Below are 22,466 nucleotides of genomic sequence, written 5' to 3' on the forward strand. Positions count from 1 at the left end.
CCTTCTTTCTATTTTTCGATAGAGGCTTTAAAAGCATCGTCAATCAATTTGTCCAACTCCCCAGAATCCTTCAACTTCTGGATGGTTTTGTCAACCGCCTCTTTTAATTCTTTACTGTCTTTTTTCATCGCAACAGCGTAGGAATCTTCTTTATCATTGTCAAAATCAATCTCAGCGATGGCTAGGTCTGGATTATTCTCTACAAATCCTTTCGCCACTGGTTCCTCAAAGATAACCGCATCCAGTTGCCCTGATTTCAAATCTGTTATCAAATTTCCATTTTTAGGAAGTGAAACGAGAGAAGAATTCTGCAAGGTTTCTTTGGCCAAAGTTTCCTGGATAGAACCTTTCTGCGCTCCAACCTTTTTCTGAGCCAAATTCTTCACAGATTGGTAATTCGTTAATTCAGATTTTCTTACGATCACCTTATTTTTCGAAGTGTAGTAGGGAATTGAAAAATCGTAAACTTGACTTCTCTCCTCCGTTTTAGAAACGCCTGATATGGCCAGATCGGCCTTGCCTGAATCAAGACTAGCCAGTACATTGTCAAAACTCATTGGAGAGAATTCCACTTCCACACCTAGCTCCTTTGCGATGGCTTTGGCTAACTCAACATCTGAACCTACAATCTGATTTTTCCCATCGACCAATTTCTGGTATTCAAATGGAGCAAACTCTGGATTCAGAGCCACCACCAATTTTCCTTTAGCTTTAATGGCTTCAACACCTTGGGACTGACTGTTACTACAAGCAAACAATAAGGGAAACATAAGCAAACCAAACATCGCCATCAGCACCTTCTTTACTTTATTCATATAAAACCTCCTCTTATTTTTATACCTTTAAATTGTATAAATAATACACTTCTCAAAAACATTTGTCAAGAAAAAACTGTATTTTATTTCATTTCAGTCAAAAAATTCTCATTATATGATATATTTTTACACATAATAAGCTTATTTATACCATTTGAGTTTTAAAACAATTCGAAGGATTTTATTTGAATTATACAAATAGAGCATTACTGAGAAGATCGTTACACTTTTTGTTATAGAGAAACAAAAAAGAGCCCTAAAGGACTCTTGTTTTCTTAATACCAACCGTTGTTAAGCCAGAAGTTCTTGGCAGCTGCCCATGAACCATAACGTCCTGCAACGTAGGCATCTGCTACACGTTCTTGGTTTTCAGCTGAGTAGTCACCGTTCAAGTATGAATCTGTCAATTGGTAACGTCCGATATAACGTCCGTTTGTAGCTGTGTAGCTACCACCTGATTCTTTTTGAGCGATCCATTCTTTGGCTTCTGCTTCAGAACCACTTACAGTTGAAGCTGTGTAACTTTCTTCTTCATAAGAAGTGCTGGTTGTAGCAGCTGGCGCTTCGTAAGTTGTTGTTTCAGTTATTTCTTCGTAAGTCGTAGTCTCTTCGATTGTTTCTCCTGTTGCAGCTGGGGCTTCATAAGTTTTCGCAGCTGGAGCTGTCCCTTCGATGACCAAAACTTGATCCACAAAGATCAGATGAATATCCTCTATCTTGTTTTTTTCTGCCAATTTTTCAACAGTGGTGTTGTACTTCTCAGCGATTTCTGAAAGAGTGTCACCTGGTTTAACTGTATAAGTGATTGTTTCATCTGCAAAAGCAAGTGATGGTGCAAGGAAAGCAAGGAAAGTTGCTGCTCCTGCAAGAGTTAATTTGATTTTTTTAGTTGTTAATGTCATTTCTAAAAATTCTCCTTTTTACTATGCTTCTATCATACCGTTTGAATATTACCGTTTCTTGACGGTTTCGTGTAGAAATATTACAAAAATATTTTATATTTACTGAAACATTGATATTTTTGTCATAAAAGACAAGATTTTATACCATTTTTATCCATTTTTTCAGTTTTATAAGGGAAATAAGCACAGAACTTCATTCTTTGATATAATAGAAACAAGAATCTTTGTAAGGGGAAACAGATGCACTCACTTCGTTTTCAATCTGTCTTTGATATTATCGGCCCTGTCATGATTGGCCCATCAAGCAGCCATACTGCTGGTGCTGTTCGTATCGGAAAAATCGTGTCTTCCATCTTTGGTGATAGACCGACAGAGGTGGAATTCCAACTATTTAATTCATTTGCCAAGACCTACCGTGGCCATGGAACTGACCTAGCTCTCGTTGCTGGAATTTTAGGCATGGATACGGATGATCCTGACATTCCCAATAGCCTTGAGATTGCTCATAAGCGTGGTATCAAGATTGTCTGGACCATTCAGAAAGACAGCAACGCTCCTCATCCTAACACCACTAAGATCACTGTGAAGAATGAACACAAATCCATTAGTGTGACAGGAATTTCCATTGGTGGGGGAAATATCCAAGTTACGGAACTTAATGGTTTTGCCGTTTCTCTCAACATGAATACCCCGACCATCATCATCGTGCATCAGGATGTTCCGGGGATGATTGCCCATGTTACTGAAGCCCTCTCTCGTTTCGATATCAACATCGCTCAGATGAATGTGACTCGGGAAAAAGCTGGAGAAAAAGCCATTATGATTATCGAAGTCGATAGTCGAAGTTGCGAAGAGGCGATTGAAGAAATCCGAAAAATCCCTCATCTCCACAATGTCAATTTCTTCAAGTAGGAGGAAACATGTTTTATTCTATCAAAGAATTGGTCGAGCAGGCGAATCTAGACTTCCAAGGAAATGTCGCAGAACTCATGATCGCGACAGAATATGAACTGACTGGCCGGGAACGTGCAGAAGTTCTTCTCCTCATGGAGCGCAATCTAGAAGTCATGAAAGCCTCTGTTGAGCTCGGTCTTAGTGAAAACAAATCTCGTAGTGGCCTAACGGGTGGCGATGCTGCCAAGCTAGATCGCCATCTCAAAAGTGGCAAGGCCTTGTCTGACTTTACCATCCTATCAGCTGCCCGAAATGCCATCGCGGTCAATGAACACAACGCTAAAATGGGCTTGGTCTGCGCCACTCCAACCGCAGGAAGTGCTGGCTGTCTGCCTGCCGTTCTTACTGCAGCTATTCAAAAACTTGACCTCAGCCACGAAGAACAGCTGGATTTCCTCTTTGCCGCGGGTGCCTTTGGATTGGTTATCGCAAACAACGCTTCTATTTCAGGTGCTGAAGGTGGCTGCCAGGCCGAAGTTGGCTCTGCCTCTGCCATGAGTGCCGCAGCCTTGACCTTGGCTGCAGGTGGAACGCCCTATCAAGCTAGCCAAGCCATCGCTTTTGTCATTAAAAATATGCTAGGTCTCATCTGTGACCCCGTCGCTGGTTTGGTCGAGGTTCCCTGTGTCAAGCGCAATGCCATGGGAGCCAGCTTTGCCTTTATCGCGGCAGATATGGCCTTGGCAGGTATCGAGTCTAAGATCCCTGTTGACGAAGTCATCGATGCCATGTACCAAGTCGGATCGAGCCTCCCAACTGCCTTCCGAGAAACGGCTGAAGGTGGACTCGCAGCCACCCCTACTGGCCGTCGCCTACAAAAAGAAATCTTCGGAGAATAATCTTATCTAATAGGAGAAACTATGTCATCAATCTCAGCCATCTTTTTCGATCTAGACGGAACTCTGGTTGACAGTTCCATCGGAATCCACAATTCCTTTACTCATACCTTTGAACAACTAGGAGTTCCGACTCCTGATGCTAAAACAATTCGTGGTTTCATGGGTCCACCACTTGAAAGTAGTTTTGCAACTTGTCTCCCAAAGGAGCAAATCTCGGAAGCTGTTCAAACCTACCGTTCTTACTACAAGAAAAAAGGAATCCACGAAGCGCAGCTCTTCCCCAAAATAACGGAATTGCTTCAAGAACTCTCACAAACCTATCCTCTCTATATCACCACAACAAAGAATACTCCTACTGCTCATGATATGACTAAAAATCTGGGAATCTATCATTTCTTTGACGGCATTTACGGTTCTAGTCCTGAAACACCACACAAGGCGGATGTCATCCGTTATGCCTTGCAGACACATCAACTCCCTGCAGACCAAGTCCTCATCATCGGGGACACCAAATTTGATATGATCGGAGCCCAAGAAACTGGCATTAAAAAGTTCGCTGTCACTTGGGGATTTGGAGAAGAGGCTGATTTACTCAGCTATCAACCCGACTGGATTGCCCATACAATCGATGATATCATCAGTCAGCTATAACAAGCTAATAGCTTCAAACTACAGAGTAAAAAGACCAAGGTTCTGTCTATACAAAACCTTGGTCTTTGATTTATGTTTAATTGTATGAGTCACTCTTACTCAATATGAGTTGTTTCATTTGCAAAGGAAATGATCGCTTCTTTAAGCTCATCTCCACTGAGTGAACGGAACTCCTCAATTTTCTGATTGATGGCTTCTAGTGGCATGACATTTACCTTACCAACGAAAATCTTGTCCATGACTTGGTTATCAACCAATTCGGTCGAAACCAAGAGTTCCTCATAGAGTTTTTCACCTGGTCGGATACCGACTTCAACGATTGGAATTTCACTTTCCGTGTGCCCACTTAGAAGCACCATTTTCTTAGCCAAGTCATAGATCTTGACTGGTTTGCCCATATCGAGGATAAAGACTTCTCCGTCCTTGGCATAAGCGCCAGCATGGATTACCAGACGGCTAGCCTCTGGAATGGTCATGAAGTAACGTGTCATACGGAAGTCTGTCACTGTTACAGGACCACCTTCAGCAATCTGGCGTTCAAAGACAGGAATCACGCTACCACGACTGCCGAGAACATTCCCAAAACGAACTGCGCAGTAGGTTGATTTGCTACGTTGGTTAAAGCCAGTGACAATCAATTCTGCCACGCGCTTGGTTGCGCCCATAACATTCGGTGGATTGACCGCCTTGTCTGTCGAAATCATAACCATCTTAGGTACTTTGGCTGCATCAACAGCCTTGGCAACATTGTAGGTTCCGAGGATATTGTTCTTGAAGGCTTCTTTTGGATTGCGTTCCATCATCGGAACGTGTTTGTGAGCAGCAGCATGGTAAACGATGGCCGGTTTGTACTGTTCAAATACCTGTAGAAGGCGATCATAGTCCTGAATATCTGCAATGACAGGAACATAATCAATCCCTTGGAATGTACGGATCAATTCATGATAAACGAGGTAGATGGAATTTTCGCCATGTCCCAGCAAAATGACACGCTCTGGATTGAAGCGGCTAACCTGGCGACAAATCTCCGAACCAATCGAACCACCAGCTCCTGTCACCAAGATAGTCTTGCCTGTAAGTTCTGCACCAAGACGGGATTCGTCGAGACGGATTTCCTGACGCCCCAAAAGGTCTGTGATGTCAATTTTCTGGAAACCGCTACCTGGTTGGTGAAGTCCCTGAACAACTGTCTCAACCTTGGGCATCTTGTAACATTTGATACCGAGTTTATTACACATCTGCAGGATACGTTCGTACTCTGACGGATCAAGCGAAGGGATGGCTACGATGACGCGCTCGATTTGGTGGCGTTTGGCCAATTCAGGCAGATTATCATAAGAACCCAAAACGGAAATTCCACCTAGTTTTTGCCCTTTTTTCTTTTCATCATTGTCCAAAATTCCCACCAACTCGAGGTCACTAGTTGGGTGTTGGTAGCTGTTCATAAAGAGGGCCCCACCATCACCAGCACCAATCAAGAAGGTACGGCGGTGTTCGCCCTCCCCACTTCCCTGCTTGCGCTTAGAATAAATCAATTGCCAAGTGATACGAGGGAGTAAGATCAGGAAGGTACTCAATAAGATAAAGAGTATGATGAACCGGATAGAAAATAGAGGAAGAAAGGCGTAGCAAAGTCCGTAAGAGACAATGCTGCTGACGGTTACACCAAAAAAGATTTTTAAGAAATCTGTGATTTTACTATAGCGACTAATACTCGCATTGAGCCCCCAAAATCCAATCATGATTTGATAGAAGAGGAAAGCCAAACCAGTATAGATAACATAGTCCACAGGCGCTGGGTTAATCAAGCCATAAAAGAGAATGTAAGACACGATGATGGAAACCACCATACTAATAATATCAAATACACCCCAGAACACCTGCTTTTGCTGTTTATTTAAAATTTCAACCAGATCAATCACGTAATCTGTTAGTTTTTTATTCATAGGAATTTACTCTTTCTTAAAAGAATGCAAATAAATATACTGTCATTATAACATTTTTTGGCTATTTTATCTTTTACAATACTATTTATTTTTTCTTAATAATTTCACAAAAATAAACTGACGTACAAAGCCTGGACAAAGTGCCACAATCGCCTGAATGGCAATGCTTTTCGCATATTCCATGTAGGAAATTTGCCCTCTTTCAAGCATGCGCTGACGAGCCTGGCGATAGAGTTTGAGATAGCGCAAACCACCACGACGTTCAAACATCCCTGCACCAACACGAACTTTACACAAGATCTGATCGAGGTTTCCAGTCTTGGCACCTGCGGCAATCATATTGAGCCAGAGGAGATCATCCTCCATATAAAGTCCGTCTTCGTAGTTGCCCGCCTTGAGGACCATGTCCTTTTTAAACATGACTGTCATGTGGTTAAAGGCACTTCTCATCCTTTGGTAAGCCACAATATCTGCGTGCTGAGTAGGAACACGACGGTAAGAAACAATCTCGTCAGGGTTGTCAATGAACTCTGCGATATGCCCACCTAAGAGATCGAGATCTTCTTTCTCCATTAGCTGAAGCTGTTTCTCAAAACGATCCAGAACAGCTATATCATCTGTATCCATACGAGCGATGATATCGTACTGACATTGTAAAACACCGTATCGAAGAGCCAAACCTAAACCTTGATTTTCTTCCAAGGGGCAACGCTTAACTGGAATGTCTGACTGCGCTTCCACTTCGTCTAGCACCTGATAGAGTTCGGGCGTGAGCGGCCCATCCTCAACAAGAACAAGCTCACTTGGTTTCAAGGTCTGGTTTTGAATACTCTTGATAGCATCTCTCAAAAATGTCGGATTTTCCTTTACATAGACCGACATCAAGACGCTGATTTTTTGCTTTTCAGACACAGTTTTTCTCCAATTTATAGATTTCCTTCCACTATTTTATCACAAAATTCCCTAGTTTCCTATTTTTATCTCAAATCAAGAAAAATTCTGGTAAAGAAATCCGTCCCCTTTCACTCTATTTTCAGTTAAATCGTTCTAGTTTTCTTAGCAGTCCTCTTCTTGACATTGTAAGAAAAAAACCTTAAAATAAGCTGTTATTAAAATCATCTTATCGAGGTTTTCATGAAAAAACGATCACTCTTTTTTGTTCTAGGAATTGTCTTAATCGGGACCGCTTTACGTTCTCCTTTTACTGCTTTACCAACTATTTTAGGAGATATCGCTCAGGGACTAGGAGTGGAGGTTAGCTCTCTCGGGATTTTAACCAGTCTCCCTCTCTTGATGTTTGCTCTTTTCTCAGCTTTTGCGAGTCGCTTGGCACAAAAAATCGGGTTGGAGCATCTCTTTACTTACTGTCTCCTCCTCTTAACTATTGGCTCTGTCATTCGGATTTTCAATCTTCCCCTTCTCTATCTAGGAACTCTGATCATCGGAGCGAGCATCGCCATTTTCAATGTACTCCTCCCAAGTATGATACAGGCAAATCAGCCTCAAAAAATCAGTCTCCTAACAACGCTCTATGTCACTGCCATGGGTGTTTCAACGGCCATCGCTTCTTATCTATCCGTCCCTATCACCCAAGCTAGTTCGTGGAAGGGCCTCATCCTCGTCCTCAGCTTTCTCTGTCTGGTCACTCTGCTAGTCTGGTTGCCAAATCATCGCCACAACCACTATCTAGAAGGACAGCAAGAAAAGAAATCGAAAGAGAATATTCTAAAAAACAAATCTGTCTGGGCTATCATTATCTTTGGCGGGCTTCAATCCTTGCTCTTTTATACGAGTATGACCTGGTTACCAACTATGGCTGTTAGTGCTGGTATTTCTAATAGTGATGCGGCTCTCCTTGCTTCTATTTTCTCTCTGATCAGCATTCCTTTTTCGATGACTGTTCCAAGTCTGACGACTCGTCTGTCAGATGGTCACCGTCGAATCATGCTGGCAATTATCTCTATCGCTGGGATGACAGGAATTGCCATGCTCTTGTATCCAACCAATAATTTCCTCTACTGGTTAGTCGTCCACCTCTTGATTGGAACGGCCTGCAGTGCCCTCTTCCCCTACCTCATGGTTTGCTTCTCTCTTAAAACCAGTTCTCCTGAAAAGACTGCCCAGCTATCAGGACTGGCGCAAACAGGTGGGTACATCTTGGCGGCCTTTGGTCCTACCTTGTTTGGTTACAGTTTTGAACTTTTCCAATCTTGGATCCCAGCTGTCCTTGCTCTTCTAGCTGTTGACATCATCATGACGGTCTCACTTTTTATGGTGGATAGGGCTGATAAAATCCTCTAAACTTCTAGTTTTTACTAGGAGTTTTTTATATATAAAATTTTTACACATATTTCTTGACAGGGCTTTCACATTGAGATACAATATATTTGAAAAGAGTATATATAAAATTTTTATATAATATAAAGGAGGTTTCCCATGTACTTCCCAACATCCTCTGCCTTGATCGAGTTTCTCATCTTGGCTGTACTGGAGCAGGGGGATTCTTATGGTTATGAGATTAGCCAAACCATTAAGCTCATCGCCAATATCAAAGAATCTACGCTCTATCCCATTCTCAAAAAATTGGAAGCCAATGGCTTTCTGACCACCTACTCTAGAGAGTTTCAGGGGCGTATGCGCAAATACTACTCCTTGACCAATCGGGGCGTAGAGCAGCTCGTTACTCTAAAGGAAGAGTGGACGCTCTATACCGACACCGTCAACGGCATCATAGAAGGGAGTATCCGCCATGACAAGAACTGACTATCTGACTCAGTTAGAAACCTATCTCCATAAACTGCCTGAAGCTGACCGCATCGAAGCCATGGACTACTTTAAGGAACTATTTGACGATGCAGGTCCAGAGGGCGAAGAAGAACTCATTGCTAGTCTAGGAACACCAAAAGAAGCGGCTCATGATGTCCTCTCTGACCTTCTCAACAAAAAAGTCAATGAAGGTCCTGCTCAAAAGAATGACCGTCAACTGCTACACATTGCCCTTCTAGCTCTGCTAGTAGCTCCTATCGGAATTCCGGTCGGGATCGGCATCCTCATGGCAATCATCGGACTTTTTATCGCAGCGGCCGCTGTCATTCTAGCCTTCTTTACCGTCTCTGTGACGGGTATCCTGCTGGGCGGACTCTTTATCGTAGAAAGTTTTAGCATCCTAGCCGAAGCTAAATCTGCCTTTATCTTAATTTTCGGGGCTGGTTTGCTCTCTATCGGTGCTTCTTCTCTTGTTCTACTAGGTATCTCCTATGTAGCCCGTTTCTTTGGGCTCCTGGTCGTCCGCTTGGTGCAATGGATTCTTAAAAAAGGAAAGAGAGGTGACAGACATGCGTAAATTAACGAAAGGATTTCTCATCTTTGGTGTGGTTGCTACTATTCTTGGTTTTATCATGATAGTTGTCGGCGCTCAGTCCAATGGTATTCAAAGTTTGCTTGCCATGTCAAAAGACCCCGTCTATGACAATCGTGTCGAAGAAGTGACCTTTGGAAGCGAAGTGGAAAAACTTGATTTGACCCTTGAGGAGCATAGCCTAACCATCACAGAGTCTCTAGATGACAAGATCCACATCACCTATCATCCTTCCGTGTCTGGTCGTCACGATCTGACTACTGGCATGAGTGACAAAACACTGAGTATCACTGACAAACAAGCCTCCCAACATCGTTTTCTCGGCTCAGGAATCGAAGGCCTACTTCGTATTGCCAGCAGCTATTCCAACCGTTTTAATGAAGTTATTCTCTCTTTACCTAAAGGGAGAACTCTGAAAGCTATCAATGTCTCGGCCAATCGTGGACAGACCTCCATCCGTCAAGTCACCCTTGAAAATGCGACAATCAAAACAAAAGGCTACCACTTAAGAATAACAGAAAGCTCCATCAAGAACAGTACACTAACGACACCTAGTATTATCAATATTTTTGATACAGAATTGACAGATAGCCAGGTCAAGACGGAAGGGGAACACATCTATGCTGAGAATATCCAGTTTCACGGTAAGGTTGAGCTAGATTCTCATAACGACTTAAGACTCTTTCTTTCTAAGACAGAATTCGATCGTATCAATTTAGACATTTCTTCTAAGCATGGCGGTATTTATCGTAAAGCATACAGAGAACACCCTAGACAAAAAGACAATGAACTTGCCAACCCCTACAAGACAGACAAAGCAGATGTTAAGGATATACTCATTATAAAAGCCAATCAGGATATCTACCTACCCAAGGAAGAAGAATACTCTGCTCCATCTAGAAATCATTGACAAAAACGCTTTCATCTGCTAGTCTAAAGATAGAAAATGCCCATAAAAAAGGAGGTTCCACCATGACACAAGAATGGTTTGAAAGTGCCGATCTTGAGAAGAAATCACCTCAAACGAAATCGGAAAACCAGCCCAACGAGCCTGAGACTTCAGAAACTGCGGAGACCGAACTACAAGTAAACGAAGAAACTTCTGTCTCACCTAAAGAGCTGGAAACGCATGAGGAGGAAACTCCCGAAATAATCGAGGAAAACCAAACCGAGGAAGAGGGAGAAGGGAAAGCTGAAGAAGAACACAAGCAAGAAAACCCTGCAAAAGAGAAAAGTATCCTCAGCAAGGCTTTAGAAAGCCCCTATATCCCAGATATTGACCCTCGTAAAACAGCCAGATTCAAAGAAGAAATCGCACTGTTTTGGACTTGGCTGTTGGATGCTATCCAAGAACCAACTGCCAGCAAGACTACGGACCAAAAGCATCGTTATAGTGTCTTTGCCCTGCTCACCTTGCTATCTTCGATTAACCTTTTCTTTAGTATCTACCATATCAAGCACCTCTACTATGGCTATATGATTTCTATTGCTAATGGTTCTCCTAACCAGCTTCCTCCTCTAGATCTCTTTGCTGGACTCTCTATCTTGGTCGCTAGCGCTCTATTTTACTTTTCTATCATTTTGGGAGGCTTTACTGTCCGACGTGTGCTGGATCAGGAGAGCGACTTCACATTCCAAGAAGCTTGCGATCGTTACAGCCGACTCTTTGCTATCCCGCTTGTCCTAACAGCTCTAGCAAGTTTCTTTGCACTCTTTGGTGGCTTACGATTTGCTGGCATCCTCACTCTTCTAAGCATGGCCATCTTTGCCCTCGGTAATCTCTTTGTGATTAGCAAGCCAAGTAAGACCAGTAGCCTTGACCCATTCTATCGTTTCTTGCTAGCTGTCTTACTTGATGGCGCTATTCTCGTACCCTTCTTCATTGCAGAGCTCGCGCTGACAGTAGACTACCTTCGCATCTTGACCTTCTTTTAACCAAAATCCCTGCCATTTGTTAATGACAGGGATTTTTATGCTTACTCTTTTTTAAACAAGGCTTACTCGATGCTTGCCAATCCTTCAAAATCTTGTCCTAGGATGGGTTGTACTTCTAATTGATTAGCATCTAGTTGGTGGTAAAATGCTGTTGGTAATGACTCTAGGAATCTTGCATAATCCAAGCGAGCGATGGCTTCATAGTCTTCTGCTTTTGAGCCATCACCAGAAATCGCCACTAGGTCAATCTCCCAAACAAGCTCCTTTCCTGCTAACTGCTCGGTATAGGCTGCCGGTACAATGGGTTCCTTTGGCAAAATTGTCTTGACTCCCTGGGCTAGGTGATAGATACCATGCACCTTGCCTTGGGCGTCTGGGTAAAATTTCACACTGGCAAGATAGGCATCAGAACCTTGAACTTTCTTGACCAGCTCTTCAAAACGTGCCAATCCATCCTCAGCCAAAAAACTCTCGAGATATTCCTTGTTGAGATAGATAGGGGATAAGAGCCCTTGGCAATATACTAAACGAGCCGTCTTATCCGCTAGATAATGCTTGACCGTTTCTCGGAAATAAGCTTCAAAGTCAAATCCTTCTATCCCTTCTACCGCTTCCCCCAACTTGCCAGATAGGGCCTGGAGGAGAGTCTCTACAATCTCCCAGTCCGCTCTAGTAAGAAAATCTGGAATCACCACTTGATAGCCTTTTCGACTATCCGCATAGTTCACTTTGAAGAGAAATTGCGACTTACCTACAATCCCACACTCCATGTATTCGAGATGATTGAGCGGCTGACGGAGATAGACGGCATCATAACTATGTGACTCCAAGCCCTCCACCAAGGCCAAGATGGACTTGGCAGTCAAGACCTCCTGTTGTCCTAGAATACTTTCTTTATTTGGGATAAAAAATGTTTTCGCCATAACTGGCCTCCTTTGAAATCGTTTACATACAGTATACCCTATTTCCCTGAAAGATACAGAAACAAATTTAAGATTTTTAGATAAAAAGCATAGAAAAACAGCCCCTGAAGGCTGTTTGCTTTATCTTTATACTGTAGCGACTTGATCCAAGCTTTCACCGATAGCAGCTAAGCGCTCCACCACTTCTGCTTGTGTCAATTCATTTTCTGAAACATAGCGGTTTCGTGGGTGAACACGGCACTCGTGTGAGCATCCACGAAGGTACTTGTCTTCATTTGCTTCTGATGTTAGGATACGACGGTTACAGAAGGGATTTCCACAGTTGACATAGCGTTCACATGGCGTTCCATCAAACCAGTCTTTCCCTACGATGGTTGGGTTAACATGGTTGACATCGACTGCGATACGCTCGTCAAAGACGTACATTTTCCCATCCCAAAGCTCACCTTGGACTTCTGGGTCTTTACCGTAAGTAGCGATTCCTCCGTGCAATTGGCCAACATCTTTGTAGCCTTCACGCACCATCCAGCCTGAGAATTTCTCACAGCGAACGCCACCTGTACAGTAAACCACGACACGCTTGTCCATGAATTTTTCCTTGTTATCACGGACCCATTGTGGTAACTCACGGAAGTTGCGGATGTCTGGACGGATAGCCCCACGGAAATGTCCTAGGTCGTACTCATAATCGTTACGTGTGTCAAGGACCACTGTATCTTCGTCAAGAAGGGCTTCTTTGAACTCTTTTGGAGACAAGTAGGCACCTGTTGTTTCAAGTGGGTTGATGTCATTGTCAAAGTCGTTGTCTTCTAAACCAAGGTGGACAATTTCTTTCTTGTAGCGAACAAACATCTTCTTGAAGGCTTGTTCATTTTCTTCGTCAATCTTGAACCAGAGGTCTTCCATTCCTGGGAGGCTATGAACGTAGTCCATGTATTTTTGAGTTGTTTCGTAGTCACCTGAAACGGTTCCGTTGATTCCCTCGTCAGCGATTAGGATACGTCCTTTGAGGCCGATTGATTTACAGAAAGCCAAGTGGTCTGCAGCAAATTGCTCTGCATTTTCAATTGGAGTATAGAGGTAGTAAAGTAAGACACGAATATCTTTTGCCATAAGATTTGTTCTCTTTTCTATTCTTAAATTTTCAGAATTTTTCATTCAACTATACTAGTATACCCACTTGGGAAAACGAATGCAATTTATTTGACCGGAAATTGTAGAAAGAGTCCTACCCCTGCACTTCATCAGTAACCATAGCGAATCGCAGATAATTCTCTCAATTTTTTTATCTGCTCAGCTTGACTTTCTGACAAAATCATCTTATTGTCAATCAATACACGCGCAAGGTCAATATTCATTTGGCTTAGAATAAATGGAGTAGAAGTCCCATCGTCCTTTAATCGTTTTTGATAAATCACTAACTGATTTTTCAAGGGAGTAAGTTGAGGCTCATCCTTTATATCTTCCAGTAGATGATCAAGGATCATCATGGCTTCACAACGTCTTTCGCTTCCTCCTGCAAACCATTTTAATGGTGTCATACTTATTTTCCTCCTTAAATTGAAAAGCTATCATTCCTAACTCTCGTACCAATATTTTACCCAAATACCCTATGTAAAAAAGTCAGCAAAAATGGTAAGGTCGCTACAATATTATTGATCACATGCACCGCATAGGATGGATAAATGCTCTTGGTATAGCGGGTCAAACCAGCAAAGATGATTCCAACTGTTGCAAAGACGAAGATATCTAACAGACTAGGCAGGCTTGAAAAATGAGGGAGAGCAAATAAAATAGAAGGAAGAAGCAAATCAAGACCAAATCGCGAATGCTTAAAGAAAGCGTGTTGCAGTAATCCTCTATAGATTAACTCTTCCATCAGTGGAACCAGAAAGAACAGGGCTATATAAATACCTAGCTCTGCAAAGTTAGTCCCACTATAACCAATCAATACAGCCCAACCTTCAGCAGTTGACTGAACATGTTTAGCTGTCTGAACGTTAAAAGAGATCTGGAGCACTACCACTAATACTGTCAAAATCGAATACCAAAGCCATTTTTTTCTTGGAATGCGAAAGAGATAGCCGTGGCCTGTCTTAACAAGAATCCCAATCATGACTCCGCTAAATAGCAAACTCAAGATATTTTGAATCCAGAAGAAATTGCCAATCTGGGAAGAAAATTGCCAATAATTTTGGACGATAAGAGTCAGCTGAGAAAGACCAAATACGAAAAATAGGTAAGAGAAGACAGCACTCATTTTGAAAAGAAGACGATATTTTTTCATAATAAATCCCCTATAGATGTATGTGTATCACATCGCCAAAACTCTTAGAACTACTCTTTTCATTTTTGCATCCTAAAAATCACTACCTCCCCTAGAAAACTAGGGAAGGCAGTGATCACATTTTTAGGAATTAGGAATGAATACACGAAATCAGTTTGTCTTATGATTTTTTGCTTTTCAAGAATTCATCGTATTGTTTTTGCATTTCATCCAATACTTTTTGGTATGCACCTTCAGATTTCAATTTTTCCATCAATTCTGGGATTGCTTTATCTGGGTCTACAGTACCAGTGTTGATAGCTGTATCGAATTGTTGCATTGTGTTAGAAATTGCTGAGATTTCAGATTTCACACTGTCAGTGTTAAAGATGAATCCAAGTGCTGGAGATTCTTTGGCTTCTGCCAATTGTTTCTTAGAATCTTCGATTTGTTGGTCTGTAACGTTTTCGTTGATGTAAAGGATCCAGTTGTTACCAGTGTTCCAACCTGACATGTGAGTGTTTCCTTTGTAAGCATCAAGGACGCGTACACGGTTTTCTTTACCTTCAACTTTTTCCCAGTTCTTGCCTTCTGGACCGTAAACAAGTCCGTTCAAGAGTTCTGGGTTTGTGTTCAAGAGATTCAACACTTCCATTGATTTTTCTTTGTTCTTAGAGTTGTTTGAGATGACAAAGTTAGCAACTTGTGTTGTTTGGTTTTTCTTGATAAAGTTAGTGATTGGTTTGATTTGGATATCTTTGTTAGCAACACGTGAAAGCAAGCTGTTACCGTAGTCAGCTGGTCCTACTGTTTCTTCACGAACGAACCAAGTATCTTGTTGAAGGTCAAATGAAGTGTCGCTTGTTGCTACGTCTTTTGGAATGTATCCTGCTTCATAGAATTTGTGAAGAGTCTTCAAGTGTTCTTTGAAACGAGGCACTTCGTAACGGTTTACGATCTTAGTAGTATCTCCTTCAAGGTCGATAACGAATGGAAGTCCGTTTGGTACTGGATAGTCAAAGTTATCAGATGGGATGAAGTTCTTCGTAACCGCAAATGGTACTACGTCTGGAGCTTTCTCTTTAATTTGTTTCAAGACTGGTTCAAGTGTTTCGTATGAAGTGACACCTGAAATATCAATGCCATATTTGGCAAGAAGAGCGCCGTTAAAGGCAAAGTTTTGAGATGATGCAACGTTGGCTGCAACTGGAACAGCGTAAATCTTACCGTTTACAGTGTTCCCTTTGATGTAAGCTGGGTCAAGTGCTTTGTAAAGCTCTGCTCCTTCTTTCTTGTACAATTCTGTCAAGTCAGCGTAAGCACCTTTTTGAGCATTTACAACATAGTTATCTGCAAAGGCAATATCGTAGTTTTCACCTGATGATGTGATAACTGACATTTTCTTACCGTAGTCACCCCATCCAAGGTATTGGATATCCAATTTAGCACCAACTTTTTCTTCGATGATTTTGTTTGCATTTTCTAGCAATTCATCCAAGTTGTCTGGTTTGTCACCGATTTGGTACATTTTAAGAACAGGTTTGTCACCTGAAGCTGAGTCAGCAGCTTTTTTGTTGTTACCTGAAAGGTTTCCACAAGCAGCAAGACTTGCAGCCAAAGCGACTACGCTAGCAGATGCAAAAGCATATTTTTTCCAGTTTTTCATGATAAAAACTCCTTTTTTATTTTTAAACTTATAAACGATTTAATGATTTTAACTTCAGCCACTAAGATGAAGTTGGGAAGGGAGAAACGGTGTTTCTCAGCAAGTGCTATTCTTTCACACCACCGATTGTCAACCCTTTAACAAAGTAGCGTTGGAAGAATGGATACAGAATGGCAATCGGAAGGGTTGCAACAACAACCATGGCCATACGACCTGTTTCTTTCGGTAGAGCGACTCCCAGTTGACCAGATAGGCCGACTGCTTTTGCGATGTAGTCCATATTTTGCTGGATTTGCATAAGCAAATATTGCAATGGATACAAGTTGTCACTCTTGATATAAAGAAGGGCGTTGAACCAGTCGTTCCAGAAACCAAGAGCTGTCAAAAGCGTAATGGTTGCGATACCTGGAAGTGACAATGGCAAACAAATCTGGAAGAAGATCCGAGCTTCACTGGCACCATCGATACGAGCAGATTCGAGAATGGCTTCTGGAATGGTCTTCTTGAAGAAGGAACGCATCAAGATGATGTTGAATGGTGAGAGAAGCATTGGAACAATCAAGGCCCAAACGGTATCACCCAGTTGAAGCAGGCGAGTAACCACGATATAGCCTGGTACCAAACCAGCATTGAACAACATACTAAGAAGAGCGAAGATCGTAAAGAATCTGCGGTACTTAAAGGTTGTCCGTGAGATGGCGTAGGCATAAGTTGTCGTGATGAAGACGTTGGTCACTGTTCCGACTACTGTTACAAAGACTGAGATAAAGAGCGCTTGGAGGATTTTATCCTTAAACTGAGCCAAGAACTCAAAACCATCTAATCCAAACTGTGATGGGAAAAAGCTATATCCATACTGGAGGATGCTCTTTTCATCTGTCACCGAAATGATGATAACGAAGATAAAGGGCAAGATACAAGAAAGAGCGATCAAACCAGAGATGATACTAAAGAAGATATCTGCTTTCTTACTGAAGGAGTGAATGCCGACATTATCGATTTTTTCTTTTTTAATTTTCTTTTCTGCCATATTCTCCTCCTTTCTAGAACAAAGCTGAGTTTGGATCGACTCGTCTTGCAAGCAAGTTTGATAGGATAACCAGAATCAAACCGACAACGGATTGGTAAAGACCGGCTGCTGAAGCCATACCGATATCTGCTGTCTGAGTCAAACCATTAAATACATATACGTCCAAAACGTTGGTTACATTGTAAAGCTGACCAGCATTGTGTGGGATTTGATAGAAGAGACCAAAGTCTGCACGGAAGATATTTCCGACTGCAAGGATGGTCAAGACTGTTACAAGCGGAGTCAACTGTGGAATGGTTACGTTGCGAATGCGTTGCCACTTGCTAGCCCCGTCCACTGTTGCTGCTTCGTAGTAGGTTGGATCAATTCCCATGATTGTCGCATAGTACATGACACTGCTATATCCAAAGCCTTTCCAAATACCAAGAAAAAGGAGAAGATATGGCCAAATGCCTAAGTCAGCGTAGAAGTTGACTTCCTTCATGCCAATGGATGTTAGGAAATGGTTGAAGACCCCTTTGTCAATGTTTAGGAAGGCATCTGTAAAGAAACTGATGATAACCCATGACAAGAAGTAAGGGAACAACATAGATGTTTGGAAAATCTTAACCATTCTCTTAGAGCGAAGCTCGCTGAGGATGATGGCAATCCCTACTGATACAATCAAACCGATAAAGATAAAGCCAAGATTGTAGAGAACGGTATTACGAGTGATGATAAAGGCATCTTTTGAACTAAACAAGAATCTGAAATTATCTAACCCGACCCATTTACTATTCACAATACTATCTATGAAACCATTACTGGTCATATGGTAGTCTTTAAAGGCGACCACATTCCCAAATACTGGAATGTAAAAGAATAGAATCAACCAGAGTGCCCCTGGTAAAACCATCAAGAGAAAGATCCAGTTATCTCTCAAGGTCTTTGAAAACTTTTTCATAATTTCCTCCCTTTTTATTCCTAAAAACTGATTTCATCGAATTTTTAGGTTTGATAACGATTACATTATTAGTATACTCCTATTTGAAGGCTAGGTTAAACTACTAATTATAGAAAAAACTCCACAAATTATTTTTTGTGGAGAAGTTTTTTATAAGAAATAGGTTTCACGAGAAACACTCTGCATACGATAAATGTATTTCCTCTTTACTAATTGAAAACTTGTTCTAATATTGGGTGATGAAACTCGACAAAATGAACCTGGGCATTTATGATAGCCCATGATTCATTTTTATCAATCTCTGGTCTTCCTTCGGTATGTAAAAGAGCAGGATTACCATCCTTGTAGCCAAAGAGAATCACCTCTGTCTCTGCTTCATTCACATAGCAAGCTAGGATTTCAAACCGCCCAGAACCTGAACCTGCACTATACACATACCATTTAAAAGTATAATTCACCCCATCTACTTGTCCAAATTGCATTATCTGGTCTGGCACTGCTAGTCCATAGTAGTGACCATATGTTGCTAAGTTAGTTGACTTAAATCTTTCACCTTTACTATCCGAATAGGATTCCATGGTTGTTTTTATCTTGTCTATTAAAGAACTATTATCTGTATCTGGCTCGCTCTCTGTGGTTACACTTGTTTTTAATAGAAATTCCTTAAAACGTTGCGCTAAATCTGTGTTCTCAGTCTCTTCAAAATTTGCAGTAGGGATAGTTTCCAGTGTCTTATCGGCATGCAAGACCTGTGCTTGCCCATCCTTCAGTGTAAATAGGTAGAAATGTTTGTCCTGATTGTCATAGTAGGCATCCAAAATCAAGTAGTCATAAGCATTGTCACTCGATACTCCAAAAACATTCCATTTGACACTTTTCTGAGAGACAGTTGTTGTTTCTAATTTTTTGATGAGGTCATTCTTTTCATCAAAGTTTGCATGCTCTAGTCTATGATAGGACTGCCCCATAGAAGAAGCCCAGCTTGCAAACTCTTCCTCCCACTTTTCAGTGTTGTATTGGATTAGCTTCTGAAAATCTGAGTAGTTCTTCATAATCAAGGCTTGATCAGTCGGATTAGATAACTCAAGTTCTTCCATGGCTGCAAGAGTAGTAGCCATAGGAGATTGAACAGCAGTATCCTTGGAATCTTTTTCGTGCGAAAGAGCCTTTTGATAGGAATCTGCTAAATAGTGAAAATAGTTGGTTACTTCCTTTGTTTGTTGCTCCCTCGGTGTTGATGGACTAGTTATGCCATCTTCTGTCGATTTATGGCAGGCAGATAAGACTAGCACACTCGCACCTAGAACTAGTAGTAGCTTTTTCATGGTCAGACCTCCAAACTATCCTTATACCTTCATTATACTCCTCCCCTATTTCCAAATCAAAAAACATCTCCATGTATTTAAAAGGAGATGTTTAACTATCTGTTATAAATTTCTAGGTCGTATAAATCGTCGAAGCTGTCGCAATGGTATGCCACTGGTTGGCTGTTGTGGCTGCAAAGTCATTGTTTCCATAAAAATCGTTAAATGGAAGGATTTCGACTTCTAATTCTTCGATGCGGGCAATCTGCCCTGCCAGATAAGCCTCGATGCGACTTTCTGCGCGCTTGATTCGTTGCAAGAGTCCACCCATACGGATATCGACCGTATCCAAACCAAAGACCTTGTTTTCTTTCAACCATTGGTGGCTAAAGAGTTTGTGGAAAGTTTCAATCTCACTTCTGAGTTTTGGTAATTCTTGTCTGGCGATTTGCTGCAAGCTGACTTTGTCACCGACTTTATAAGTTTCACGAATGCGTCGTCCAACATCAACCTTACTACTTAAAATAGCATTCAACTGAGTCTGTGTTTCAAAGAGATAAGCGTAGATGCCTGCTTTGTCTTTGATAGCAGCAAGGGTCTCCGCAGCATGCGCAAAGTGTGGTTTGTCCTGTTCAGGTGTCATGTGTCGATCAAGAATCGGACAGAGAACATCCTGATAAAAGACATAGCGGTTGGGATTGATCCCGCTGAGATTACCTGGTAGGTCTGGCAAGAGATTAGCTAGGTCAATCTGCATAAAGTCCTCAACCGATAGACACGTATTGGTCTGGAAATGAGCAGACAAACGGTCTAGATCATTGCGGTAGCTGAGTTCTGCCCAGATTTGCAAGCTTGGTAGGATAGAAAACTGGGCTGTCTCGCCACCATTGTCTCCCCAACCAGTTACGGTGACTTCTTTGATCTGATTAGCACGACAGGCTTTATTGGCCTCGATAGCGATGAGACGGCTGAAATGGTTGTTGGGTGTGAAACCAATCCACTTCCAAGCTCCCCCTGCAAAGGCGATATCTTGGCTAATCTTGTGGTGATTGCGGAAATTACGATTGTACTTTTCTTCGCTATCTTGGTAATAATCCCAATAAACCAAGGTTACACGATCTTTGAGACGGTCTAGGTAGACACGAGTTTCCTCAGGAATTTCCACATCGCGATCGTACTGGCCATCTGCTGACATGAGTTTGAAGAACATATCGCTCCACATTTGGCAGTGGAAACCATACTTATCGGCAATATCCAGCACGCGCTCCAAGTGTTGGCACATGAGGAGACTACGGTCCACAACACCGTTCAAGATCAGGTAGCGTCCCAAACCAACCAAGTGGGCTTCATCCATCCCGATATTGACCTTGCGAGTCTGCAGTTTAGATAGAGTGGCAAACATGCCATCAATCAGGTCATAAACCTTTTCCTCGCCAATAAGGAGAATGTCCTCTACATCACGGAGTTCTTGCACTTCCTTAACGCCCCATTTGACGAAGGCCGACAAGTGGGCCAAGGTCTGGATACAAGGCACAAAGGTCATATCAAACTGCTGGGCATAGGCTTCGATTTCCTGTAACTCTTCAGCTGAATAAGCCCCACGGAAGTAACCAAAGTATGGCTGCCCCTCAATCTGGTAGGTGTCTTCCATATAAAGCTCAAAGGTTGAGTAGCCCATGAGAGCCAAGACCTCAATCATCTGCTTGGCAGATATGACATTCAAAACTGCATTGCGCGAACAGTCAGCCATATAGGCCAACTCTTCGTAAGCAGCTTGTTCTTCAATCTCCACTTTATCATCTTCTGCCAGAGCTGTTGCCAACAAGGACAAGGCACGGTAGAGTTGGTGAGGTTTGCGATAGGTTAGTTGATAGTGTCCGCTTTCACCCTTGATAGAGATAGAGGCTTGATCAGACTGAGCGACTGCTACCTCTACATCTGCTAGCGAAATGTGCTTTTTAAGCAACTCTAATGCTTGCGCTTGTTTGGGACTAAGTCCTATAAAAACTACCATTGGTTTTCCTCCTGTAGCCAGTTGACAAGGGCACCGTAGAGATTGGCATCTGCATGATAGGTGCAAGCTTGGATAACAGGTGCGACCGTGTATTCTTCGTAGCTTTCGACAAATTCATCGACGGCTTTTTTAACACCTTGGATGAAGTCTGGATTTTGACTGATAGAGCCTCCAAGACTAATGACATCTGGATCGATGAGATACTGGATATTGAGCAAACCTTGAGCCAGATTGCGATTCATGCGCTCGATAGCTTCTTGGCAAAGGGCATTTCCAGCTGCAGCCTCTTGGTAAATCTTGCGACCATCCCAGTCAGTCTGACCAGATTTTTCAATCACGTATCGAACCATGTTCCCTGTAGATGCTAGTTGCGACCAGTTGTTAAGCTTTTCTGCTGGTGCAATGGTTGTCATGTAGCCAAACTCTCCTCCCAAGCCGTGGCGACCTCGGTGAAGTTTGCCATTGATTATCATAGCTCCGCCAATTCCTGTCCCAATCACGACGCAGGCTGCATTTTCAATCTCTGGGTGAGCCAGCAGTTCACTAAGTCCAACACAGTTGGCATCATTTTCTAGATGGACGGGTAGCTTGTGATGGGCAAGAGCTTCATACCAAGAAAAGCCATGGATGTAAGGCACAGCACTAATCCCCTCAATCACACCTGTTTCTTGATTGACCGCGCCTGGAACACTCATGGCAATGCCCTTATAATCTTTCTCCGACAGACGTTGGTCTAGCCATGCCAGTAAATCTTCTAGGGTTTCTGGTGTCGGCGTACTTGTCTTATCTAGTATTTTTCCATCAGGAGTCAGACTGGCAAACTTAATCCCAGTCCCTCCGATATCAATAGTTGCAATCATCATATTTTCACCAAAAAAAGGGGCGAATCAGTAGTCAATCCTTACTCTTTCGCCCCTCCT

The 22,466-nt window shown here is 42.3% G+C and carries 22 protein-coding genes; 8 read left to right on the plus strand and 14 right to left on the minus strand.

Translation table 11 applies throughout. From position 1 onward, the window contains the following. Window positions 1-8: 8 nt before the first annotated feature. A complete protein-coding gene (locus B7708_RS06570) occupies window positions 9-815 on the minus strand; it encodes an ABC transporter substrate-binding protein (RefSeq protein WP_084974598.1) in 807 nt (268 codons plus the stop codon). A gap of 275 nt (window positions 816-1,090) precedes the next feature. Continuing rightward, window positions 1,091-1,717: an aggregation-promoting factor gene (gene apf / locus B7708_RS06575; RefSeq protein ID WP_084974600.1), complete on the minus strand. Its 627-nt coding sequence runs from the start codon at window positions 1,715-1,717 to the stop codon at window positions 1,091-1,093. Between the two features lie 240 nt (window positions 1,718-1,957). On the opposite strand from apf, the gene sdaAB reads away from it, so the two are divergent. Genes sdaAB through B7708_RS06590 form a run of 3 tightly spaced genes read left to right on the plus strand, consistent with a single transcriptional unit; the run spans window position 1,958 to window position 4,161 of the window. Then, window positions 1,958-2,629, plus strand: coding sequence for an L-serine ammonia-lyase, iron-sulfur-dependent subunit beta (sdaAB, locus tag B7708_RS06580; protein WP_038804696.1), 672 nt, complete (start codon window positions 1,958-1,960; stop codon window positions 2,627-2,629). A gap of 8 nt (window positions 2,630-2,637) precedes the next feature. Next, a complete protein-coding gene (gene sdaAA, locus B7708_RS06585; protein WP_084974601.1) occupies window positions 2,638-3,510 on the plus strand; it encodes an L-serine ammonia-lyase, iron-sulfur-dependent, subunit alpha in 873 nt (290 codons plus the stop codon). A gap of 21 nt (window positions 3,511-3,531) precedes the next feature. Further along, the gene (locus B7708_RS06590; protein WP_084974603.1) at window positions 3,532-4,161 is read left to right on the plus strand and encodes an HAD hydrolase-like protein; all 630 of its coding nucleotides are present in this window, start codon (window positions 3,532-3,534) and stop codon (window positions 4,159-4,161) included. 95 nt (window positions 4,162-4,256) lie between these two features. Here the strand turns inward: B7708_RS06590 and B7708_RS06595 are convergent, their stop codons facing one another. Both B7708_RS06595 and B7708_RS06600 read right to left on the minus strand, forming a co-directional pair. After that, window positions 4,257-6,107 carry a nucleoside-diphosphate sugar epimerase/dehydratase gene (locus B7708_RS06595; protein WP_001035730.1) on the minus strand — a complete coding sequence of 617 codons (1,851 nt, stop codon included), beginning with the start codon at window positions 6,105-6,107 and terminating at the stop codon, window positions 4,257-4,259. A gap of 81 nt (window positions 6,108-6,188) precedes the next feature. Next, complete coding sequence (locus B7708_RS06600; RefSeq protein ID WP_084974605.1) at window positions 6,189-7,019, minus strand: glycosyltransferase; 831 nt, start codon at window positions 7,017-7,019, stop codon at window positions 6,189-6,191. A 222-nt stretch (window positions 7,020-7,241) separates the two neighbouring features. Between B7708_RS06600 and B7708_RS06605 the strand changes: the two genes are divergently transcribed. The 5 genes from B7708_RS06605 to B7708_RS06625 all read left to right on the plus strand — a co-directional run bounded on the left by B7708_RS06605 (window position 7,242) and on the right by B7708_RS06625 (window position 11,400). Beyond that, window positions 7,242-8,408, plus strand: a complete 1,167-nt coding sequence (locus tag B7708_RS06605) for a CynX/NimT family MFS transporter (protein ID WP_084974607.1) — start codon at window positions 7,242-7,244, stop codon at window positions 8,406-8,408. A gap of 135 nt (window positions 8,409-8,543) precedes the next feature. Beyond that, window positions 8,544-8,870, plus strand: coding sequence for a PadR family transcriptional regulator (locus B7708_RS06610; RefSeq protein ID WP_084974609.1), 327 nt, complete (start codon window positions 8,544-8,546; stop codon window positions 8,868-8,870). After that, the gene (locus B7708_RS06615; RefSeq protein WP_084974611.1) at window positions 8,857-9,450 is read left to right on the plus strand and encodes a DUF1700 domain-containing protein; all 594 of its coding nucleotides are present in this window, start codon (window positions 8,857-8,859) and stop codon (window positions 9,448-9,450) included. Before B7708_RS06610 ends, B7708_RS06615 begins: the two co-directional genes overlap by 14 nt. Further along, entirely contained in the window at window positions 9,443-10,375 is a 933-nt protein-coding gene (locus tag B7708_RS06620; RefSeq protein WP_084974613.1) for a DUF4097 family beta strand repeat-containing protein, read from the plus strand. The genes B7708_RS06615 and B7708_RS06620 overlap by 8 nt, the downstream gene beginning before the upstream one ends. A 62-nt stretch (window positions 10,376-10,437) precedes the next feature. Next, on the plus strand, window positions 10,438-11,400 hold the full coding sequence (locus B7708_RS06625) for a DUF6574 domain-containing protein (RefSeq protein WP_084974615.1): 963 nt from the start codon (window positions 10,438-10,440) through the stop codon (window positions 11,398-11,400). A gap of 62 nt (window positions 11,401-11,462) precedes the next feature. Here B7708_RS06625 and B7708_RS06630 read toward each other — a convergent pair whose 3' ends face one another. The 10 genes from B7708_RS06630 to B7708_RS06675 all read right to left on the minus strand — a co-directional run bounded on the left by B7708_RS06630 (window position 11,463) and on the right by B7708_RS06675 (window position 22,409). Then, window positions 11,463-12,323, minus strand: a complete 861-nt coding sequence (locus tag B7708_RS06630; protein ID WP_084974617.1) for a DUF4299 family protein — start codon at window positions 12,321-12,323, stop codon at window positions 11,463-11,465. Between the two features lie 126 nt (window positions 12,324-12,449). Beyond that, window positions 12,450-13,436 (minus strand): oxygen-dependent tRNA uridine(34) hydroxylase TrhO, encoded by a 987-nt coding sequence (trhO, locus tag B7708_RS06635; protein ID WP_084974619.1) that lies wholly within the window; start codon window positions 13,434-13,436, stop codon window positions 12,450-12,452. A 131-nt stretch (window positions 13,437-13,567) separates the two neighbouring features. Continuing rightward, complete coding sequence (locus tag B7708_RS06640) at window positions 13,568-13,864, minus strand: bacteriocin immunity protein (protein WP_084974621.1); 297 nt, start codon at window positions 13,862-13,864, stop codon at window positions 13,568-13,570. A 56-nt stretch (window positions 13,865-13,920) separates the two neighbouring features. After that, on the minus strand, window positions 13,921-14,610 hold the full coding sequence (locus B7708_RS06645; RefSeq protein WP_084974623.1) for a CPBP family intramembrane glutamic endopeptidase: 690 nt from the start codon (window positions 14,608-14,610) through the stop codon (window positions 13,921-13,923). A 160-nt stretch (window positions 14,611-14,770) separates the two neighbouring features. Beyond that, the gene (locus tag B7708_RS06650) at window positions 14,771-16,255 is read right to left on the minus strand and encodes an ABC transporter substrate-binding protein (RefSeq protein WP_084974624.1); all 1,485 of its coding nucleotides are present in this window, start codon (window positions 16,253-16,255) and stop codon (window positions 14,771-14,773) included. A 106-nt stretch (window positions 16,256-16,361) separates the two neighbouring features. Then, window positions 16,362-17,285 (minus strand): carbohydrate ABC transporter permease, encoded by a 924-nt coding sequence (locus tag B7708_RS06655; protein ID WP_000818345.1) that lies wholly within the window; start codon window positions 17,283-17,285, stop codon window positions 16,362-16,364. 13 nt (window positions 17,286-17,298) lie between these two features. Further along, the gene (locus tag B7708_RS06660) at window positions 17,299-18,228 is read right to left on the minus strand and encodes an ABC transporter permease (protein WP_000714584.1); all 930 of its coding nucleotides are present in this window, start codon (window positions 18,226-18,228) and stop codon (window positions 17,299-17,301) included. Between the two features lie 209 nt (window positions 18,229-18,437). Further along, the gene (locus tag B7708_RS06665; protein WP_084974626.1) at window positions 18,438-19,553 is read right to left on the minus strand and encodes a DUF4767 domain-containing protein; all 1,116 of its coding nucleotides are present in this window, start codon (window positions 19,551-19,553) and stop codon (window positions 18,438-18,440) included. A gap of 112 nt (window positions 19,554-19,665) precedes the next feature. Then, a complete protein-coding gene (locus B7708_RS06670) occupies window positions 19,666-21,546 on the minus strand; it encodes a beta-N-acetylhexosaminidase (RefSeq protein WP_084974628.1) in 1,881 nt (626 codons plus the stop codon). Further along, the gene (locus B7708_RS06675; protein ID WP_084974630.1) at window positions 21,540-22,409 is read right to left on the minus strand and encodes an ROK family protein; all 870 of its coding nucleotides are present in this window, start codon (window positions 22,407-22,409) and stop codon (window positions 21,540-21,542) included. Before B7708_RS06675 ends, B7708_RS06670 begins: the two co-directional genes overlap by 7 nt. Window positions 22,410-22,466: the final 57 nt, after the last annotated feature.

The sequence above is a fragment of the Streptococcus oralis subsp. dentisani genome (assembly GCF_002096615.1).
Taxonomy (GTDB): Bacteria; Bacillota; Bacilli; order Lactobacillales; family Streptococcaceae; genus Streptococcus; species Streptococcus oralis_U.

What these genes read in the sequence shown, in the direction of transcription:
- B7708_RS06660 (WP_000714584.1), bottom strand. Translation starts at nt 18,228, where the DNA reads ATGAAAAAGTTTTCAAAGACCTTGAGAGATAACTGGATCTTTCTCTTG.
- sdaAB (WP_038804696.1), top strand. Translation starts at nt 1,958, where the DNA reads ATGCACTCACTTCGTTTTCAATCTGTCTTTGATATTATCGGCCCTGTC.
- B7708_RS06640 (WP_084974621.1), bottom strand. Translation starts at nt 13,864, where the DNA reads ATGACACCATTAAAATGGTTTGCAGGAGGAAGCGAAAGACGTTGTGAA.
- B7708_RS06645 (WP_084974623.1), bottom strand. Translation starts at nt 14,610, where the DNA reads ATGAAAAAATATCGTCTTCTTTTCAAAATGAGTGCTGTCTTCTCTTAC.
- B7708_RS06620 (WP_084974613.1), top strand. Translation starts at nt 9,443, where the DNA reads ATGCGTAAATTAACGAAAGGATTTCTCATCTTTGGTGTGGTTGCTACT.
- B7708_RS06675 (WP_084974630.1), bottom strand. Translation starts at nt 22,409, where the DNA reads ATGATGATTGCAACTATTGATATCGGAGGGACTGGGATTAAGTTTGCC.
- trhO (WP_084974619.1), bottom strand. Translation starts at nt 13,436, where the DNA reads ATGGCAAAAGATATTCGTGTCTTACTTTACTACCTCTATACTCCAATT.
- apf (WP_084974600.1), bottom strand. Translation starts at nt 1,717, where the DNA reads ATGACATTAACAACTAAAAAAATCAAATTAACTCTTGCAGGAGCAGCA.
- B7708_RS06570 (WP_084974598.1), bottom strand. Translation starts at nt 815, where the DNA reads ATGAATAAAGTAAAGAAGGTGCTGATGGCGATGTTTGGTTTGCTTATG.
- B7708_RS06670 (WP_084974628.1), bottom strand. Translation starts at nt 21,546, where the DNA reads ATGGTAGTTTTTATAGGACTTAGTCCCAAACAAGCGCAAGCATTAGAG.
- B7708_RS06595 (WP_001035730.1), bottom strand. Translation starts at nt 6,107, where the DNA reads ATGAATAAAAAACTAACAGATTACGTGATTGATCTGGTTGAAATTTTA.
- sdaAA (WP_084974601.1), top strand. Translation starts at nt 2,638, where the DNA reads ATGTTTTATTCTATCAAAGAATTGGTCGAGCAGGCGAATCTAGACTTC.
- B7708_RS06605 (WP_084974607.1), top strand. Translation starts at nt 7,242, where the DNA reads ATGAAAAAACGATCACTCTTTTTTGTTCTAGGAATTGTCTTAATCGGG.
- B7708_RS06590 (WP_084974603.1), top strand. Translation starts at nt 3,532, where the DNA reads ATGTCATCAATCTCAGCCATCTTTTTCGATCTAGACGGAACTCTGGTT.
- B7708_RS06650 (WP_084974624.1), bottom strand. Translation starts at nt 16,255, where the DNA reads ATGAAAAACTGGAAAAAATATGCTTTTGCATCTGCTAGCGTAGTCGCT.
- B7708_RS06610 (WP_084974609.1), top strand. Translation starts at nt 8,544, where the DNA reads ATGTACTTCCCAACATCCTCTGCCTTGATCGAGTTTCTCATCTTGGCT.
- B7708_RS06625 (WP_084974615.1), top strand. Translation starts at nt 10,438, where the DNA reads ATGACACAAGAATGGTTTGAAAGTGCCGATCTTGAGAAGAAATCACCT.
- B7708_RS06655 (WP_000818345.1), bottom strand. Translation starts at nt 17,285, where the DNA reads ATGGCAGAAAAGAAAATTAAAAAAGAAAAAATCGATAATGTCGGCATT.
- B7708_RS06630 (WP_084974617.1), bottom strand. Translation starts at nt 12,323, where the DNA reads ATGGCGAAAACATTTTTTATCCCAAATAAAGAAAGTATTCTAGGACAA.
- B7708_RS06615 (WP_084974611.1), top strand. Translation starts at nt 8,857, where the DNA reads ATGACAAGAACTGACTATCTGACTCAGTTAGAAACCTATCTCCATAAA.
- B7708_RS06665 (WP_084974626.1), bottom strand. Translation starts at nt 19,553, where the DNA reads ATGAAAAAGCTACTACTAGTTCTAGGTGCGAGTGTGCTAGTCTTATCT.